We start from the raw sequence: 17,926 nt of genomic DNA, 5'->3' as shown, positions 1-17,926 counted from the left end.
GGGTCGGAGGAGTTCATTTTCACTCAAAACATCAATGTAGCCACCAGCGGTGCGACCAGAACCATCACCACACCGGAGAGCATCATCACCAGACTGGCGACAACCCCCTCCTGTTGACCAAGTTCATAAGAGCGCGCCGTACCCGCACCGTGGGACGCCGCACCAAATCCCGCCCCTTTCGCCATACCTTCGCGAATAGAGAGCCGCAGAAACAGCACATCGCCGACCGCCATACCGAACACGCCAGTAACCACTACGAACAACGCCACCAGATCCGGTTGACCGCCTAACGGCTCCGCCGCCGCCAGCGCAAACGGTGTGGTGACAGAGCGTACTGCCAGACTGCGTTGGATCTCATCGGGTAACATGAACAAACGTGCCAGCCAGACGGAGCTGGTCACAGCCACCAGCGTTGCTGTGACAACACCTGCTGTCAGAGACATCCAGTGGCGCTTAATCACCGCGAGATTATCGTAAACCGGAACGGCAAAAGCGATGGTCGCCGGGCCTAACAGCCACAGCAGCCAGTGAGATTCACCAATATAGTTTTGCCAGGAAATGTGGCCAAAAACCAGCATCAGTACCAACAGGGCCGGAGTAAGAACCAGCGGCATCAGCGGTAATTTACGAAAGCGGCGATACAGACGCTTGTTGGCAAAATAGATACCCAGCGTTATCACCAGGCAAAGCACGCTTAACTGGAAGTTACTCACGGTTTAACCTGCTCATTTCATAGCGATACACTTTATCTACTACCCATGCGGTTGCACCAAGTACCATCAGCGTACTGATCGCAATAACAGCAAAAATGCGCCAACCATCGACCAGCAACAGTTGCGTATAGTTCACGACAGCCACAACAGCCGGAACAAAAAACAGCAGCATTTCAGCCAGCAACCAGCGGGCGCCTGCACGTATCCAGTTAAGTGGGATAACCCGGCAGACAATCAACGCCAACATCAAAATCATCCCTACCAGATTGGCAGGAAGCGGCAGGTGTAGCCAGGAGACAAGATATTGGGCAAAAACAAATAAACCTGCGTACAACAGTACCTGAACGGGTATCTGGAGTCGGTGAATAACGGCAGGCGTCACGCGGCTTATCGCCACAGCCATGAGGGAATGTCCTTAAAAAATAGAGAGCGCCAGTATAGAGAGCCTCCCCCCAGGACTGAAATGAATTAAACTCATTGCAGGCATAGTCTTAAGGAATAATCATGGATATCAGAACGCTGCGATATTTTGTTGAGGTAGTACGTCAGCAGAGTTTCACCCGCGCAGCGGAGAAGCTCTTTGTCACCCAACCCACCATCAGCAAAATGTTGAAGAACCTTGAAGACGAGCTTAATTGCACGCTGTTAATTCGTGACGGACGTCGGCTGTTGTTGACCGACACCGGACAGGTGGTGTTTGAGCGTGGTCTGGCGATCCTGGCCGAATTTCGGCAACTCGAAGCAGAACTCAGCGACATTAACCATCTCAATAAAGGGATCCTGCGACTCGGGATCCCCCCGATGGTCGGCATGCTTATGGCGGGGCCAATCAGCCTGTTTCGCCAGCGCTATCCCGGCGTGGAACTGAAGGTATCTGAATTTGGCGGCTTAACCGTCCAGCAGGCAGTGATGAATGGCGATCTGGACGTGGCAATGACGGCGCTACCGGTCGAAGAAGAGAGCGGACTGGCAACCTTACCTCTTTTCAGCCACCCACTCTGCGTACTTGTGCCACGATCCGGCCAGTGGACAACCTGCGATTCCATTTCACCCGAAGCACTGGCTGAGCATCCGTTACTGATCTACAACGAAGATTTTGCTCTCAGCCGTCAGCTACTTGAACTGTTTAATCAGCACAACGTTAAGCCGCGAATCGCGGTGCGTAGCGGGCAGTGGGACTTTCTGGCGGCGATGGTGCAAGCCGGGGTCGGGATCGCTATTTTGCCAGAGCCGATCTGCCAGCGGCTGGATAAGCAGACGCTGCGCTGGATCCCGCTGGAAAGTAATTTACGCTGGCAGTTGGGCATGATTTGGCGTGAAGGCGTGTATCTGTCGCACAGCGCCCAGGCGTGGCTGAAATGTTGCGAAGGGTTTTGGTTAACGCAAGAGTCATAAATTGCCGGATGCGGCTTAACGCCTTATCCGGCCTACATCAGTATTGCCGATTCGTAGGCCGGATAAGCGTAGCGCCGTCAGGCACAACCGTTTATTGGTTCTCGATTAACAGCGCTTCCAGCAAATCCAGATCGTGCAGTAGCTTCTGCAACGTTTCATTGCTGATCTCACGCGTAGCACGCAGATGGTACAGCTCCGCCCGCTCTGAACGCAGTGCCGCCAGACGGAAGCGCCGTTCCAGGTTCTCTTCCTGCATGGAGCTTTCTACATCGTTTCGCCCATCGGCACGTCTACGCAAATTACCAATAACGCGGGAGCTCACCTCAGTCAGCAACTGATTATCGATATTCTCTTCGGTATCCGCAGCCAAACGCTCTTCCATTTTCTGGATGGCGACAATCGCCACTTCGGCCGTCGCCGCACGGGCAATGCGCTCTTCTTTCAGTTGCTGAGAGTGATCGGCCACTTCGAGATGTTGCAGCAGAATTGGCAGCATCACCACGCCAACAAACAGCGAGAACAGAATGACGCCAGCAGCAAGAAATACTAATTCATAACGCGCCGGGAAGCCGCTACCATCCGGCAGCAGTAACGGAATAGAGAGCACACCTGCCAGTGTGATTGCACCACGCACGCCGGCAAAGGACGCGATCAGGATTTCACGCGTCGTCCAGGAGCCAAACTCCATCGGCTTCTTCTTCAGGAAGCGCATGCTGAATTTTTTCATCGTCCACAGCCAGCCAAAACGCACCAGCATCAGCGCGACATAAATCAGGACGATATCAGTAAACAACATCCAGGTTTCGACATTTGGATCGGCTTCTGCCGCCACCAGCGACGATTCCAGGATTCCTGGCAACTGCAGCCCTAACAGCAGGAATACCATGCCGTTAAAGACGAACTCCAGCATTGCCCAGGTGCTGTTAGCACGTAAACGCATCGCCAGAGGCGCGCGCCGCATTACGCCAGAACGGGTAATCGTCATCCCGGCAGCGACCGCGGCAAGGATCCCGGATACGCCAATGTGTTCAGCAATCAGGTAAGAAGCAAACGGCAGCAGGAACAGCAGGACGATTTGCGTTGCTGGCTCATCACCGCCCCAGCGGCTGAGAAAACGCAGAGAGCGGCCGTACAACCAACTGACAACAAAACCGGCCAGGATACCGCCAATCGCTACCTTGAAGAACTCAACCGTCGCACCGCCGACGGTAAACACCATCGTACCCATCGCCACGGCGACGGCAAATTTCAGCGATACCAGGCCAGAAGCGTCGTTCATTAACGCTTCACCCTGCAGGATACCCATGATTTTCTTCGGTATACGCCCTTCACCGACAATGCCGGAAAGCGCGACGGCATCGGTTGGCGACAACACGGCAGCCAGTGCGAAAGCGGGGATCAGCGGGATCCCCGGCACCAGCCAGTAAATCATAAAACCAATCCCGATAACCGTGACCAGAACGAGCGCCAGAGCCAGGCCGAAGATCTCCCGACCGTGCTCGAGAAACTCACGCGTTGGCGTTTTCCAGCCGTCGGCAAACAGCAAAGGAGGGATGAACAGAACCAGGAACAGTTCGGGGTCGAACTCCACATGCAAACCAAACGTCGGCCATGCCAGCGAGGCGCCAATGGCGATCTGCATGAGAGGTAAAGGGACCTGAAAGGGCAATACGCGAGTTAATACCCCCGACAACGAGACCACAAGGGTCATGATAAGTATGGTGAAGAAGATTTCCATGCGTTCCCTGTTTGCGATGTTTCTTATGATATGTGACGAGAAGCGTCGTGCCTCAATTCTATCTACTTCAGAGTAACGCAAAAGACAACGAGATGTGTTCTGAAAATAAAAACGGGCGGCAAAAGCCACCCGTTTTCAGGATCATCAGCGTATCAGGATCAGATAGCCCAACCGCCTGCGTAGAAGACTACCAGCGCTACAGCAATCACCACGGTCCCAATGTTAAGCTTGCGCCATTCACCAGAAACGATACGACCAATAACCAGCGTGGCAAAGCCAATCATAATGCCGGTAACGATGTTACAGGTCAGCACGATGAACACGGCTGTCACCAGACCCGCCATCGCATCAACAAAGTCAGTGAAGTCGATTTTCGCCACATTGCTCAGCATCAACAGACCGACGTACATCAGTGCTGGAGCCGTTGCATAAGCAGGAACAAGATAAGAGAGCGGGGAGAGGAACAGGATCAGCAGGAATAAAACGCCGACGGTGATCGCCGTCAGACCAGTTTTACCGCCAGCCGCCGTACCGGCTGCGGATTCAATGTACACCGCCGCCGGTGCTGCGCCCACCAAACCGGAGAACACGCTGCTCAGGGAGTCGGTGGTTAACGCTTTGCCACCATCAATAATCTGCCCGTCTTTGTCCAGCAGATTCGCCTGCCCGGCCACAGCACGGATAGTACCCGTCGCATCGAAGACTGCAGTCATCACCAGCGCCAGCACGCTCGGCAGGACGACAGGGTTCAGTGCGCCCATAATATCCAGGCTACCAATCAGCGAATTACCTTCAGCATCGCTCAGAGAAGGCATAGCGAAAATACCGGAAAAGTGTACGGTGGGGTCGAAAATCAGGCCGACCACGGAAATACCAATAATGGTCAGTAAAATGCCGCCTGGTACTTTCAGTTTTTCAAGGCCAATAATCACCGCCAGACCAATCAGCGACATAATGACCGGGAAGGTATCGAAGTCACCCAGGGCAACCGGCAGACCATCCAGCGGATTCTTAATGACCAGACCAACACCGTTTGCCGCAATCAGCAGCAGGAACAGGCCGATACCAATACCGGTGCCGTGCGCAACACCTTGTGGCAGGTTGCGCAGGATCCAGCTACGAATACCGGTTGCAGAAATGATGGTAAACAGGACACCCATCAGGAACACCGCACCCAGCGCGACAGGCACGCTGATATGCTGTCCCAGAACCAGGCTGAATGCAGTAAATGCCGTTAACGAAATGGCGCAGCCAATAGCCAGCGGTAGGTTTGCCCACAGGCCCATCACAATCGAACCAACCCCTGCCACCAGACAGGTCGCCACAAATACAGCAGCAGGCGGGAACCCGGCTTTACCCAGCATTCCTGGAACCACGATAACAGAGTAGACCATCGCCAGGAACGTCGTTAATCCGGCAACGACTTCCTGACGGACGGTACTGCCACGGTGTGAAATTTTAAACCAGGCGTCGAGTGAACCGCCGGTACGCGCTGAAGGCGTAGACATAGAAAACATCCCCTGAGAGTTTATTTTTTCGTCCTTATGCGTGATGGACAATCCACTGCCTGCTAAACGTTTTCTCCATGTGCCAGGTTTGCGTCAATAGGGGTGTCGCAAAAAAGCAAACGTTTAGCTCCGCGCATAAAAAGACGGGTGGTAAAAAAAAGCAAACGATTATCCAGCGATCATACGACGGTTTTCAACTGAACTTTGCCAGTTTTTACTCATTTCTTCTTATAACGTACAAGAAATAGACAGTCGATGCGCAAACGTTATCGTCAATGCGCAATCTGGCAACAAATTTCGCTGAGTTGTCGCAACAATCGTTTTGTTTTGGACGCAAAGTTACGCAGAAAAATTGGTGGAGTTGTGGGAAATTTTTAGGCGAAAAAACCGTCAATACACTGGCAAATACCCTGAGCTGGCTTACAATTAACTTATCAACACAAGCCGGAACCTCCCCTAATGTGCTCGACTGAGGGGTGTTGATGTCGGGGGAAACCCTCCCGTGAACCAGCGGGATAGAGTGAAAGACAAAGACCGGAACCAAACTAAAGCGCCCTCTGTGGCGCTTTAGTTTTATCCCCGTCATACTTCATGTTGTTTAGGGGATATGCCCATCGAATATTTCACATCAATCATCTTCCAGCAATCGCGCCCCTGTCCCCTGCTCACCAAGCTGATCGCCTGGGTTACGCAACGGACAATCGCTGCGCGACAAACAACCACAACCAATGCAGCCGTCCAGCTCATCTCGTAACGCCACCAGGGTATGAATGCGTCGATCCAGTTCCTCACGCCATTGCGACGAGAGTTGCTTCCACTCTTTCGCACTAAGCGAGTGCCCTTCTGGCAAGACACCGAACGCGTCGCCAATCGTCGCCAGCGGAATACCTATGCGCTGAGCAATCTTGATAATCGCGACATAGCGCAGCACATCACGTTTATATCGACGCTGATTGCCGCTATTGCGCATGCTACTGATTAAGCCTTTGCTTTCATAGAAATGCAAAGTTGATACCGCCACACCGCTACGTTTTGCGACTTCACCAGGCGTTAGCAGAGCTTTTATGCGGGGTAATTTCTTTTCCATAAATCGCTTTACCTCAAGTTAACTTGAGGAATTATACTCGCCCACAGACAAAACGACGAATCGAACACTGAGCAAGAGGCAACTATATGTCCCATCAGCAAATTATTCAGACCCTTATTGAATGGATTGATGAACATATCGACCAACCGCTGAATATTGAGGTGGTCGCGAAAAAATCAGGCTATTCGAAGTGGTATTTACAGCGGATGTTCCGCACGGTGATGCGTCAGACGCTGGGCGACTATATCCGTCAGCGTCGACTTCTGCTGGCCGCTGTCGAGTTGCGTAACACCGAGCGGCCTATTTTTGATATCGCGATGGATCTGGGTTATGTATCGCAACAAACGTTCTCACGCGTGTTCCGCCGCGAGTTTGATCGTACTCCCAGCGACTACCGTCATCGCCTGTAAGATTATTGCCCGCTTTGCGACAGTATGGCGGGCGATCGCTGGAGCCAGTGCATGAATTCCTGTGGCGGCAACGCCTTCGCGAAGTACCATCCCTGACAGTACTGTACGCCGCGCTCCAGCAGCCACTTGATCTGCTCCGACGTTTCTACACCTTCTGCAATAGTTTTCAGATGTAAACTTTGCGCCATCTCGATGATATGTTCCGCAATCAGGTGGCTGGTGCTATTGGTGGCTAGCGTACTGATAAAAGATTTATCGATCTTCAGAATATCAACATTCAATGAAGACAGGTTATGCAGGTTGGAATACCCCGTACCAAAATCATCAAACGCGACTTCATAACCCGCCTGACGAAATGCCTGGATGACCGGGGTCATTTTATGCACATCAATAAATCCGCGTTCAGTCACCTCAACTTTAATCTGCTGCGCTTGCACCGAATACTCGCGTGTTTTATCGGCAATTAAGGCAATCAGTCGGGATGAATGAAAATCAGAAGCGGAAAGGTTTATTGAGATATAAAGCTGAGGGTGCGCCGATAAAAAATAGCCCAGATCGTTGAACACTTCTTCCACCACGTAATCCGTGATCTTCTCTATCATTCCCTCTTTTTCTGCCAGCGGAATAAATTCTGTCGGACTCATTACTTCACCTTTTCCTCCAGGCCAGCGCAGCAAAGCTTCGGCCCCGACGCATTTACCATTTTTGATATCAATGATTGGCTGGTAATGCAGACAAAGCTGACGTTTTTTGATCGCGCGTTTTAACAGGCGGCGGGGAGAGTAGTATTGCTGACGCGTACGCCACCACATTAACAGTATCAGAATGCTGCTAATTGCCCCGAAGGGAAGTGTTAACGCAGCTTCATGATAGAAATTTTGAATTACGCGATCGCCTGTCGTCGACACAATAATCGCAATTGGCCGCTTTTCAGAACGAACGATGGTATAGAAGCGATTACCTTGCTGGAACGTAGAGGCTGCGCCGCGCACCAACGGCAATAATTGCGCAACGTTTACCCCTTCACTTGCAGAGAAGAAGGAATCCGTAACCGTATCATATACTCCCCAGGCCAGACCTGGATCGTCTGACATTACCTCGCTGTAAGATAATGGATTGATAACGACAACGTAGTTTCCCCTTTGCATATACGTCATTCTGTAGCCGGAGAAAAAAGGCGTATCGCGATAGTAATAGATGGAGATGTCCGGTGTACGCTTATAGTCAGCGGTCGGCATAATATACGAGGTAGGGGGTACTAACGATGTAGAGCACAAAAAACGATCAGCCTGCGCATAAATTAGCTCACTGATATATAAGCGACCGCGAATAATATTCAGCATGCTTTTCTGATGTTCAGGGGTACACATCTTCCCTTGATACAGTTGGGCCATATCGCGAGCTAAATCAGCCTGCTGGATCACCAGTTCCGTTTTATTTAACACCAGTTGAGCAAAAGAGCGGAGTTGATTGCGGGTTTCGGACATTGCCCTCAAGTGAGCAAACCATAACGCCAGTACCACGGGGAGCATTACCACCATGAACGTTCCGAGGAGCCTCAGCGTCTTGCGTCGCGCACTGTGAGTCATGTCAGCCCTATTTCCCTGTATCGTATATGCCAGTACCCATCAAGGCAGGATGCTATAAACACCAGCTAGCTAAGTTGCATGAATCTATCAGTATTAGCAACAGACTTCTCTATGTAAAAGTCTGATATTAGTTGATGATGATATTATTTTTCCGTAAGCCAAACTTAGAGTTTAGCTTATTCAGGAACAACATTATCCAGAAGTCGTAATGTTTTATGGGCGTAATACTGGCTGCATAAAAAAAACACATTAAAAATTTAAAGATTAATTTAGGATAAAGATAACAGGCAGTATGAATGCATCTTATATTGTGAATACTTTATTATCTGCTCGCTCTCAATATAACCACAACTTTACCATGGCTATAAGCCGACAAAAATAGCGCTCAACACTGGTGAACAAACGAGCATATGTGATATAGTTCACAAAAATCATGTAACAGAAACAACGTTTCATTCATGTAAATGCCCGTCGATAGCCAGAGAGCCACACCCCCTGTGAATCCCCCCGCGCTGTCCTGGGCATCAGATTTTCTGAGGACATTTTTCATGGCAACAATAACAACTGGCGTGGTTCTTCTGCGGTGGCAACTGCTCAGCGCGGTGCTCATGTTTTTAGCCAGTATGCTCAATATTCGGTTTCGTAAATCAGATTATATTGGCCTGGCTGTCATCAGCAGCGGTTTAGGGGTTGTTTTTGCCTGCTGGTTTGCGACCGGATTACTTGGTATCACTCTGGTGGATGTCTCTGCTATCTGGAAGAACATCGAATCTGTAATGGTGGAAGTAATGAGCCATACACCGCCTGACTGGCCGATGGTACTGACCTGACCCCAATGAGCCTCCTGCATGGAGGCTTTTTATTACCCACAAAATCAGTCAATTATTCTCTCTCTTGTACAAATTCCTCCGCCAACATTGAAATGATAACCATTCTCATATTAACATGCCGCCGTGATGATTAACTGTTGAAACTATCGGCCATGTCTAATCCTGCTCAGTGCGCCCCTCTCTCGTTTGAATCGTTGTACCGTGCGCATCACGGTTGGTTAACCCACTGGCTGACGCGAAAATTACAATCAGCATTCGATGCCGATGATGTCGCTCAGGATACTTTTCTACGTGTTATCAATGGTGAGTCGCTCGCCGCCATTCGCGATCCAAAATCATTTTTATGCACCATCGCTAAGCGGGTAATGATCGACCTGTTCCGCCGTAATGCACTGGAAAGAGCGTATCTGGAGATGCTCGCACAGTTACCCGAAGCGCTGGCACCTTCTGCAGAAGAAAAGCAGTCTCATCTTGAAACGTTACAACTTGTTGACCAGATGCTGGACGGACTGAGCACCAAAGCCAGATATGCCTTCCTGCTTTCTCAACTCGATGGTCTTACTTATAGCGATATCGCGCAGCGACTGAGCGTATCGGTAAGCTCGGTGAAAAAGTACGTCGCTAAAGCCACTGAGCACTGCCTGCTGTTCCGTCTGGAGCACGACCTGTGAAAACAACACTTACCGATTCCCGTCGCCAGGCATTACGTTCAGCCTCTCACTGGTACGCTGTACTGACCGGTGAACGTGTCAGCCCTCAGCAGGAAGCCCGCTGGCAACAATGGTATGAACAGGACAGAGATCACCAGTGGGCATGGCAGCAGGTTGAAAATCTGCGTTGCCAGATGAACAGCGTACCAGGAAACCTTGCCAGTCGGACGTTGAATGATACCCGCCTGACTCGTCGCCATGTACTGAAAGGCTTGCTGATCCTCGCCTGTGCAGGAAGCGGCTGGTCGCTCTGGCACTCAGAAACAGGGGAAGGGTTACGCGCGGATTACCGGACCGCGAAAGGGCAAATCCAGCGACAAAAACTGCAAGATGGCACTCTACTTTCACTGAATACCGACAGCGCAGTAAACGTAAAATTTGACGATCAGCAACGCCTGGTACGCCTGTGGTACGGTGAAATTGCAATTACCACCGGGAAAGATGATCTACAGCGCCCCTTCCGTGTACAGACGCGTCAGGGGCAACTCACCGCACTGGGTACAGAATTTACTGTTACCCAACTGAGCGATGAAACGCACCTTAGCGTCCATCAGCATGCGGTTGAAGTGCGTCTTGCCAGCGAGCCCCACCAAATACGGGTGATCCAGCAGGGTGAAATGCTGGTTTTCAGCGCATCACAATTTGGTCATGTACAGCCGCTTAATAACGAATCAGCGAGTTGGACGCAAGGCGTGCTCAGCTTCAGCGACAAACCACTGGAAGACGTTATTACCACTCTCTCTCGCTATCGCCCCGGCATTCTGCGCTGCGATCCTGCCATCGCCGGATTACGTCTGACAGGAACTTTTCCATTAGGAAATACTGATGCAGTGCTGAATGCGATAGCCAAAACACTCCCCGTTAAAATTCAGTTTGTTACCCGCTATTGGGTCACTCTCAGCCCCATCAGTTAAACGATAACGAAAAAAATTATCATTTCCATTGTCCCTTTTCCTCTGGTCGTTCGACTTCATTAATGAAAATACAAAATAATATGATGGAGACGTGATGGCCTTTCATAACACAGCATCTCTGGGGATGTGGATTCGTTTAAGCCTGCTCCCGCTCGCCGGGCTTGCTTCGCTCCCTGCAATCGCGACACAATTTAATATTGCCGCAGGGGATTTAGACAAAGCGCTGAACCAGTACGCTACGCGCAGCGGTATTATTCTGTCGGTTGATGCCTCGCTGACGCGCGGCAAACACAGCGATGGTCTGCAAGGGGACTTTAATCTCGACGAGGGTCTGCATGCGCTATTAAAAGGCAGTGGCCTGCAGGAGAAATCGCTCGGAGATAACACCTGGACGCTGGAACCCGCCCCCGTTGCGACTGAAGACTCATTGACTGTGGTCGGCGACTGGCTGGGCGATGCCCGTGAAAACGACGTCTTTGAACATGCCGGAGCACGTGACGTTATCCGCCGCGATGATTTTATCAAAACCGGTGCAACGACAATGCGCGAAGCGCTTAACCGTATTCCTGGCGTCAACGCCCCAGAAAATAACGGTACCGGCAGCCACGATCTGGCAATGAACTTCGGCATTCGCGGCCTCAACCCACGCCTGGCAAGCCGTTCAACGGTGCTTATGGACGGCATCCCCGTTCCGTTTGCCCCCTACGGTCAACCACAACTCTCGCTAGCACCGGTCTCTCTGGGCAATATGGATGCCATTGATGTGGTTCGCGGTGGCGGCGCGGTGCGCTATGGACCGCAAAGTGTCGGCGGCGTAGTGAACTTCGTCACCCGCGCGATCCCACAAGACTTCGGTATTGAAGCCGGGACGGAGGGGCAACTGAGTCCAACCTCATCACAAAATAATCCGAAAGAAACGCACAATCTGATGATTGGCGGCACGGCAGATAACGGCTTCGGCTCCGCTCTGCTCTATTCCGGCACCCGTGGTAGTGACTGGCGTGAACACAGCGCCACCCGTATCGACGATATCATGCTAAAAAGCAAATATTCGCCGAACGAAGTCCACTCATTCAATAGTCTTTTACAATACTACGATGGTGAAGCCGACATGCCTGGTGGACTGTCTCGCGCCGACTATGACGCCGACCGCTGGCAATCCACCCGTCCATATGATCGCTTCTGGGGCCGCAGAAAACTGGCCAGCCTCGGGTACCAGTTCCAGCCGGACAGCCAACATAAATTCAATATCCAGGGCTTTTATACACAAACCCTGCGTAGCGGTTTTCTGGATCAGGGAAAAAACCTCACGCTTTCGCCACGTTACTACTGGGTTCGCGGCATTGAACCACGCTACAGCCAGAGCTTTATGATCGGCTCTTCCGCGCATGAAGTCGGTGTAGGTTATCGCTATGTCAACGAATCAACGCATGAGATGCGCTATTTCAGCGCAGCAGCGAGCGGGCAGTTACCTTCAACATCCAGCCCACACGATCGTGATACCCGCTCCGGTACTGAAGCGCATGCCTGGTATCTGGATGACAGAATTGATATCGGCAACTGGACCATTACGCCAGGTATGCGTTTTGAGCATATCGAGTCGTATCAGAACAACAACATCAAAAAAACACATCAGGAAGTGAGCTATAACGCTCCGCTTCCGGCATTGAACGTTCTCTATCATCTTACAGACAGCTGGAATCTCTATGCCAACACAGAAGGCTCATTCGGCACCGTACAGTACAGCCAAATTGGCAAGGCTGTGGAAAGCGGCAACGTGGAACCGGAAAAAGCGCGAACCTGGGAGCTCGGAACCCGATACGACGGCGGAGCGTTAACGGCGGAAATGGGGTTGTTCCTGATTAACTTTAATAATCAGTACGACTCTAACCAAACCAATGACACCGTTACCGCACGCGGCAAAACGCGCCATACCGGCCTGGAAACTCAGGCTCGTTACGATCTCGGCAGCCTGACGCCCACGTTCGATAACGTATCCATCTATGCAAACTACGCCTATGTAAACGCCGAAATTCGTGAAAAAGGCGATACCTACGGCAACCAGGTTCCTTTCTCGCCGAAACATAAAGGCACGCTCGGTGTGGATTACAAGCCGGGTAGCTGGACCTTCAACCTGAACAGCGATTTCCAGTCCAGCCAGTTTGCAGATAATGCAAACACTGAGAAAGAGAGCGCAGACGGCAGCACCGGACGGATCCCCGGCTATATGCTGTGGGGAGCTCGCGTGGCGTATGACTTCGGCCCACAAATGGCAGACCTGAATCTGGCATTCGGTGTGAAGAACATTTTCGACCATGAGTACTACACCCGCTCGTATGACGATAACAACAAAGGTATCTACACCGGACAGCCCCGCACGCTGTACCTGCAAGGCTCGCTGAAGTTCTGATAAGGGTTCTTTTTCCGAGAGCGACGTATACCCCAAATAATTCGAGTTGCTTGTAGGCGGCAACAGAGCGAAGCCCCTGGAGCTTACACAAGTAAGTGACTGGGGTGAGTAAGGGCAGCCAACACCCAAGCAGCTTGAAGAATGACGGGTATAAACACTTATCTGGCCTGCAGGTACACCAATGCAGGCCAGAAAACACCGCGCTATCCGGCACCGGGAGTACATATGTTGGCATGTTTTCGTTTTCTATTTGCAGGTCTGATGCTGGTAGCCAGCCACACCTTTGCCGCCACGGTTCAGGATGAACATGGCTCTTTTACACTCGACAAAACACCACAGCGGATTGTGGTGCTGGAACTGTCGTTTGCCGATGCGCTGGCCGCGGTGGAGATAAGTCCGGTGGGGATTGCCGATGATGGTGATGCGGGCCGCATTCTTCCGGAGGTTCGCGCGCATCTAAAACCCTGGCAATCTGTCGGTACGCGCGCCCAGCCAAGTCTGGAGGCTATCAGCGCCCTGAAGCCAGACCTGATTATTGCCGACAGCCACCGCCACGCGGGCATCTATAGTGCATTACAGCAGATCGCCCCGGTTCTGTTGCTTAAATCCCGCAACGAAACCTACGCAGAAAATCTGCAATCAGCCGCAATTATCGGGAATATTGTCGGTAAGAAAGAGCAGATGACCGCACGACTGGAACAACATCGCCAGAAGATGGCTCAATGGGCCGAACTTCTCCCGCAAGGGGCCAGCGTGGTATTTGGAACCTCTCGCGAACAGCAGTTCAATCTGCACTCCAGCGAGACCTATACCGGGGGCGTATTAACGACTCTTGGCCTGAACGTCCCCCCAGCAATCGCAGGTGCGCCCATCCCCTCGATAGGCCTTGAACAACTCCTGGCGATCAATCCGTCATGGCTGCTGGTGGCACACTATCGCGAGGAAAGTATCGTTAAACGCTGGCAACAGGACTCATTGTGGCAAATGCTTGATGCGGTGAAAAAACAGCAAATTGCCGCCGTTGACAGTAATGCCTGGGCCAGAATGCGCGGCATTTTTGCTGCCGAGCGCATTGCCAGCGATACGGTAAAGGTCTTTCAGCACCAGTCAGTTGACGATATGAAATGACTTACCCTAAACATCCAGCGCTGTTGTGGGGTATTCCCGCTGCGGCGCTTATCGCTATTTTCTGGCTGAGTCTGTTTTGCTACTCAGCCATCCCTGTTTCCGGTATGGATGCTTTAGGCGCGTTGATCCCCGGCCATACGCTGACGCTCCCGCAAACGCTGGTCCACAATCTCCGCTTACCCAGAAGCCTGGTCGCGATTCTGGTGGGAGCAAGCCTGGCGCTAGCCGGATCGCTACTGCAAACCCTGACCCATAACCCACTGGCCTCGCCTTCCCTGCTCAGTATCAACAGCGGTGCCGCACTGGCAATGGCGCTCACCAGCGCCCTCAATCCCACGCCAGTGGCAGGATATCCACTTGCCATCGTCGCAACCTGTGGTGGTGGTATAAGTTGGATGCTGGTCATGATCGCCGGAGGCGGTTTTCGTCATACACAGGAGCGAAACCGGCTGATCCTCGCCGGGATCGCGCTTTCCGCCTTTTGTATGGCATTCACCCGGATCACGCTACTGCTGGCTGAAGATCATACCTGGGGCATTTTTTACTGGCTGGCTGGCGGTGTGTCACATGTTCGCTGGCAGGATTTCTGGCATCTGTTCCCGATTGTGGCGATAGCAGCGCCGGCGATCCTGCTGCTGGCAACCCAGCTTAACTTGCTGAATATAGGGGATAGTACCGCCCACACGTTGGGAGTAAATCTGCCGAAATTGCGATTAACCATCAATATTCTGGTACTGGCGTTAGTCGGTGCCTGCGTCAGCGTGGTGGGCCCCGTGGCATTTGTCGGTCTGCTGATGCCACATCTGGCACGATTCTGGATTGGGTACGATCAGCGCAAGGTTCTGCCTATGAGCATGTTGTTGGGTGCTACGTTCATGCTGCTGGCTGACGTTTTGGCCCGCGCCCTGGCCTTTCCTGGTGATTTACCTGCCGGTGCAGTGCTGGCGCTAATCGGCGCACCGTGTTTTGTCTGGCTGGTCAGGAGGCGCGGATGAGAACCTCCCTGGTGATGTTGATTGCGCTGGCTCTGCTGGTATTCGCCTCGCTGTCGCTACAGATGGGGATGATCCCTGTTCCCTGGCGAGCACTGCTGACTGACTGGCGTCCCGACAGCACACACTATTACGTATTGATGGAATACCGTCTGCCAAGACTGATTCTGGCGATATTCGTTGGTGCCGCGTTAGCGGTTTCTGGCGTGCTGGTACAAGGCATTGTACGCAACCCGCTGGCCTCACCGGACATTCTCGGCGTCAACCATGCGGCCAGTCTTGCGGCAGTGAGTGGATTGCTGCTACTGCCCTCGCTGCCAGCAATTTTTCTGCCGCTACTGGCATTTGGCGGCGGCATTGCAGCGTTGTTGCTGCTACGCATACTGGCCGATACCACGCAGCCAATGCGGCTGGCGTTAACAGGCGTGGCGCTTTCCGCCTGCTGGGCGAGCATGACGGATTACCTGATGCTTTCACATCCGCAGGATGTAAACAGTGCTTTGTTGTGGCTCACCGGAAGTTTGTGGGGGCGCGACTGGACGTTTGTAAAAATCGCGGTGCCATTGCTGGCGGTGTTTCTTCCCCTTAGCCTGCGTTTTTGCCGCGACCTCGACCTGCTGGCACTGGGCGATGCGCGCGCGGCGACCCTTGGCGTGGCCGTTCCGCGCGTAAAATTTTGCGGGCTAATGCTGGCGGTGGCGATGGCCGCAACCGGAGTAGCCGTTTGTGGACCAATCAGTTTTATTGGTCTGGTGGTGCCACACATGGTGCGCAAAATGACCGGCGGTCGCCATCGCTGGCTGCTGCCAGTTTCCGCGCTAACTGGCGCTTTGCTGTTGCTGGTCGCCGATCTGCTGGCGCGAATTATCCATCCCCCGCTGGAGCTTCCGGCAGGGATACTGACAGCCATCATCGGCGCACCATGTTTTATCTGGCTGCTTGTGAGAATGCGTTAAATGAAATTACATACCGAAAATCTGACCGTCAACTATGGTACTCGCCAGGTTCTGGACGGACTTACGCTCGCACTGCCGTCAGGGAAAATTACCGCACTACTGGGACCAAACGGCTGCGGAAAATCAACACTGTTGAACTGTTTTTCGCGTCTGCTCATCCCAACATCGGGTACCGTGATGCTCGACGACCAGCCAATTGACAGCCTGTCATCACGCCAGTTAGCCCAACGTCTGGCGCTGCTACCCCAACATCACCTTACTCCTGAGGGGATCACCGTCCGGGAGTTGGTGAGTTACGGTCGCAGCCCCTGGCTTTCCTTATGGGGACGACTTTCTATCGGAGATCATTCCCGGGTCAACGTTGCAATGGAGAAAACGCAGATGCATGCTCTGGCAGACAGACGTTTAACCGAGCTGTCTGGCGGTCAGCGCCAGCGAGCATTTCTGGCCATGATGCTGGCGCAGGACACTCCTGTCGTGTTGCTTGATGAGCCGACGACCTGGCTGGATATTAATCATCAGGTCGAACTAATGCGGTTGATGGACGAGCTCAAGGCGCAGGGAAAAACGGTAGTAACGGTACTGCACGATCTGAATCAGGCGAACCGCTATTGCGATCACCTCGTCGTGCTGGCAAATGGACGCGTGACGGCGCAGGGAACACCAGAAGCGGTAATGCAGCCGGAAATGCTAAAAAGAGTGTTTAGCGTGGAAGCAGAAATCCACCCGGAGCCAATATCAGGAAGGCCGATGTGCGTGGTGGTGTAATACTTTCAAGGGCAGAGATTTGGGATGCAATCGAGCCGGACATTTAACGTTTCCCGAAACAAAAAAGGCCCTTTACGGGCCTTTTTAGCAGAATGCTTAGAACGGGATGTCGTCGTCAAAGTCCATCGGCGGTTCGTTAGACGGTGCTGCCGGAGCTGACTGCTGCGGACGAGACTGAGCACCGCCGCTAAACTGATTGCCACCCTGCGGCTGTTGAGGCTGACCCCAACCACCCTGCTGACCACCACCCGCGTTACCACCAGCAGGAGCGCCACCACCCTGACGGCCACCCAGCATTTGCATGGTGCCGCCTACGTTTACAACCACTTCAGTGGTGTACTTTTCTACGCCAGACTGATCGGTCCATTTGCGGGTACGCAGCTGACCTTCGATGTAGACCTGAGAACCTTTACGCAGATATTCGCTGGCAACTTCTGCCAGTTTGCCAAACAGCACAACGCGGTGCCATTCAGTCTGCTCTTTCATCTCACCGGTCGCTTTATCACGCCAGGATTCGGAAGTAGCCAGCGTAATGTTGGCAACTGCGCCACCATTCGGCATATAGCGTACTTCCGGGTCCTGGCCCAGATTACCGACGAGAATCACCTTGTTTACGCCTCTGCTGGCCATGATCGTGTCTCCTGAAAAACGTTTCTTAATAAGTGTAAGCGCGGGATTGTAGCATTTCCAATAGCGCTTTTACTACGTTGGGAGGTCGATTCCAGTAAACAACCTCAGCCAGACATTGTTGCACAGACACCTGCGTTTTGCATTCCAA

Annotated in this window: 17 protein-coding genes; 10 read left to right on the top strand and 7 right to left on the bottom strand. The window is 52.4% G+C overall.

What is annotated here, in order from left to right:
- Positions 1-23: 23 nt before the first annotated feature.
- Positions 24-713, bottom strand: coding sequence for an LrgB family protein (locus tag AACS05_RS01325; RefSeq protein ID WP_045438622.1), 690 nt, complete (start codon positions 711-713; stop codon positions 24-26).
- Positions 706-1,116, bottom strand: a complete 411-nt coding sequence (locus tag AACS05_RS01320) for a CidA/LrgA family protein (protein WP_045438618.1) — start codon at positions 1,114-1,116, stop codon at positions 706-708. Before AACS05_RS01320 ends, AACS05_RS01325 begins: the two co-directional genes overlap by 8 nt.
- A 101-nt stretch (positions 1,117-1,217) precedes the next feature.
- Here AACS05_RS01320 and AACS05_RS01315 point away from each other — a divergent pair, with 101 nt between their 5' ends.
- Positions 1,218-2,108 (top strand): LysR family transcriptional regulator, encoded by an 891-nt coding sequence (locus tag AACS05_RS01315; RefSeq protein WP_045438614.1) that lies wholly within the window; start codon positions 1,218-1,220, stop codon positions 2,106-2,108.
- A gap of 91 nt (positions 2,109-2,199) precedes the next feature.
- Here AACS05_RS01315 and AACS05_RS01310 read toward each other — a convergent pair whose 3' ends face one another.
- From AACS05_RS01310 to soxR, 3 genes are all read right to left on the bottom strand, one after another.
- The gene (locus tag AACS05_RS01310; RefSeq protein ID WP_045438610.1) at positions 2,200-3,846 is read right to left on the bottom strand and encodes a Na+/H+ antiporter; all 1,647 of its coding nucleotides are present in this window, start codon (positions 3,844-3,846) and stop codon (positions 2,200-2,202) included.
- A gap of 158 nt (positions 3,847-4,004) precedes the next feature.
- Positions 4,005-5,354 carry a guanine/hypoxanthine transporter GhxP gene (gene ghxP / locus AACS05_RS01305; RefSeq protein WP_045438606.1) on the bottom strand — a complete coding sequence of 450 codons (1,350 nt, stop codon included), beginning with the start codon at positions 5,352-5,354 and terminating at the stop codon, positions 4,005-4,007.
- 628 nt (positions 5,355-5,982) lie between these two features.
- Positions 5,983-6,441 (bottom strand): redox-sensitive transcriptional activator SoxR, encoded by a 459-nt coding sequence (gene soxR, locus AACS05_RS01300; RefSeq protein ID WP_045438603.1) that lies wholly within the window; start codon positions 6,439-6,441, stop codon positions 5,983-5,985.
- Between the two features lie 86 nt (positions 6,442-6,527).
- On the opposite strand from soxR, the gene soxS reads away from it, so the two are divergent.
- Complete coding sequence (soxS, locus tag AACS05_RS01295; protein ID WP_045438598.1) at positions 6,528-6,851, top strand: superoxide response transcriptional regulator SoxS; 324 nt, start codon at positions 6,528-6,530, stop codon at positions 6,849-6,851.
- 2 nt (positions 6,852-6,853) lie between these two features.
- On the opposite strand, the gene AACS05_RS01290 is transcribed toward soxS, so the two are convergent.
- A complete protein-coding gene (locus AACS05_RS01290; RefSeq protein WP_045438593.1) occupies positions 6,854-8,440 on the bottom strand; it encodes an EAL domain-containing protein in 1,587 nt (528 codons plus the stop codon).
- A 548-nt stretch (positions 8,441-8,988) separates the two neighbouring features.
- Here AACS05_RS01290 and AACS05_RS01285 point away from each other — a divergent pair.
- The 8 genes from AACS05_RS01285 (at position 8,989) to fecE (ending at position 17,148) form a co-directional block, all read left to right on the top strand.
- Positions 8,989-9,270 carry a YjcB family protein gene (locus AACS05_RS01285; protein ID WP_045438590.1) on the top strand — a complete coding sequence of 94 codons (282 nt, stop codon included), beginning with the start codon at positions 8,989-8,991 and terminating at the stop codon, positions 9,268-9,270.
- Between the two features lie 152 nt (positions 9,271-9,422).
- Positions 9,423-9,941 carry a ferric citrate uptake sigma factor FecI gene (gene fecI, locus AACS05_RS01280; protein WP_045438588.1) on the top strand — a complete coding sequence of 173 codons (519 nt, stop codon included), beginning with the start codon at positions 9,423-9,425 and terminating at the stop codon, positions 9,939-9,941.
- The gene (gene fecR / locus AACS05_RS01275; RefSeq protein WP_045438585.1) at positions 9,938-10,894 is read left to right on the top strand and encodes a ferric citrate uptake sigma factor regulator FecR; all 957 of its coding nucleotides are present in this window, start codon (positions 9,938-9,940) and stop codon (positions 10,892-10,894) included. The genes fecI and fecR overlap by 4 nt, the downstream gene beginning before the upstream one ends.
- A 94-nt stretch (positions 10,895-10,988) precedes the next feature.
- Complete coding sequence (gene fecA / locus AACS05_RS01270) at positions 10,989-13,304, top strand: TonB-dependent Fe(3+) dicitrate receptor FecA (RefSeq protein WP_045438582.1); 2,316 nt, start codon at positions 10,989-10,991, stop codon at positions 13,302-13,304.
- 225 nt (positions 13,305-13,529) lie between these two features.
- On the top strand, positions 13,530-14,432 hold the full coding sequence (locus AACS05_RS01265) for a Fe(3+) dicitrate ABC transporter substrate-binding protein FecB (RefSeq protein WP_045449399.1): 903 nt from the start codon (positions 13,530-13,532) through the stop codon (positions 14,430-14,432).
- Positions 14,429-15,427, top strand: coding sequence for an iron-dicitrate ABC transporter permease FecC (gene fecC, locus AACS05_RS01260; RefSeq protein ID WP_045438579.1), 999 nt, complete (start codon positions 14,429-14,431; stop codon positions 15,425-15,427). The genes AACS05_RS01265 and fecC overlap by 4 nt, the downstream gene beginning before the upstream one ends.
- On the top strand, positions 15,424-16,380 hold the full coding sequence (fecD, locus tag AACS05_RS01255; RefSeq protein WP_045438577.1) for a Fe(3+) dicitrate ABC transporter permease subunit FecD: 957 nt from the start codon (positions 15,424-15,426) through the stop codon (positions 16,378-16,380). Before fecC ends, fecD begins: the two co-directional genes overlap by 4 nt.
- Entirely contained in the window at positions 16,381-17,148 is a 768-nt protein-coding gene (fecE, locus tag AACS05_RS01250; RefSeq protein WP_045438575.1) for a Fe(3+) dicitrate ABC transporter ATP-binding protein FecE, read from the top strand.
- Positions 17,149-17,244: 96 nt separating this feature from the next.
- Here the strand turns inward: fecE and ssb1 are convergent, their stop codons facing one another.
- Complete coding sequence (gene ssb1, locus AACS05_RS01245; protein ID WP_045438572.1) at positions 17,245-17,778, bottom strand: single-stranded DNA-binding protein SSB1; 534 nt, start codon at positions 17,776-17,778, stop codon at positions 17,245-17,247.
- Positions 17,779-17,926: the final 148 nt, after the last annotated feature.

Source organism: Citrobacter sp. S-77 (genome assembly GCF_963864895.1).
GTDB lineage: Bacteria > Pseudomonadota > Gammaproteobacteria > Enterobacterales > Enterobacteriaceae > Citrobacter > Citrobacter murliniae.
This window is presented reverse-complemented; position numbering and strand designations above follow the sequence as displayed.

What these genes read in the sequence shown, in the direction of transcription:
- AACS05_RS01320 (WP_045438618.1), bottom strand. Translation starts at nt 1,116, where the DNA reads ATGGCTGTGGCGATAAGCCGCGTGACGCCTGCCGTTATTCACCGACTC.
- AACS05_RS01315 (WP_045438614.1), top strand. Translation starts at nt 1,218, where the DNA reads ATGGATATCAGAACGCTGCGATATTTTGTTGAGGTAGTACGTCAGCAG.
- AACS05_RS01310 (WP_045438610.1), bottom strand. Translation starts at nt 3,846, where the DNA reads ATGGAAATCTTCTTCACCATACTTATCATGACCCTTGTGGTCTCGTTG.
- ghxP (WP_045438606.1), bottom strand. Translation starts at nt 5,354, where the DNA reads ATGTCTACGCCTTCAGCGCGTACCGGCGGTTCACTCGACGCCTGGTTT.
- soxR (WP_045438603.1), bottom strand. Translation starts at nt 6,441, where the DNA reads ATGGAAAAGAAATTACCCCGCATAAAAGCTCTGCTAACGCCTGGTGAA.
- soxS (WP_045438598.1), top strand. Translation starts at nt 6,528, where the DNA reads ATGTCCCATCAGCAAATTATTCAGACCCTTATTGAATGGATTGATGAA.
- AACS05_RS01290 (WP_045438593.1), bottom strand. Translation starts at nt 8,440, where the DNA reads ATGACTCACAGTGCGCGACGCAAGACGCTGAGGCTCCTCGGAACGTTC.
- AACS05_RS01285 (WP_045438590.1), top strand. Translation starts at nt 8,989, where the DNA reads ATGGCAACAATAACAACTGGCGTGGTTCTTCTGCGGTGGCAACTGCTC.
- fecI (WP_045438588.1), top strand. Translation starts at nt 9,423, where the DNA reads ATGTCTAATCCTGCTCAGTGCGCCCCTCTCTCGTTTGAATCGTTGTAC.
- fecA (WP_045438582.1), top strand. Translation starts at nt 10,989, where the DNA reads ATGGCCTTTCATAACACAGCATCTCTGGGGATGTGGATTCGTTTAAGC.
- AACS05_RS01265 (WP_045449399.1), top strand. Translation starts at nt 13,530, where the DNA reads ATGTTGGCATGTTTTCGTTTTCTATTTGCAGGTCTGATGCTGGTAGCC.
- fecC (WP_045438579.1), top strand. Translation starts at nt 14,429, where the DNA reads ATGACTTACCCTAAACATCCAGCGCTGTTGTGGGGTATTCCCGCTGCG.
- fecD (WP_045438577.1), top strand. Translation starts at nt 15,424, where the DNA reads ATGAGAACCTCCCTGGTGATGTTGATTGCGCTGGCTCTGCTGGTATTC.
- fecE (WP_045438575.1), top strand. Translation starts at nt 16,381, where the DNA reads ATGAAATTACATACCGAAAATCTGACCGTCAACTATGGTACTCGCCAG.
- ssb1 (WP_045438572.1), bottom strand. Translation starts at nt 17,778, where the DNA reads ATGGCCAGCAGAGGCGTAAACAAGGTGATTCTCGTCGGTAATCTGGGC.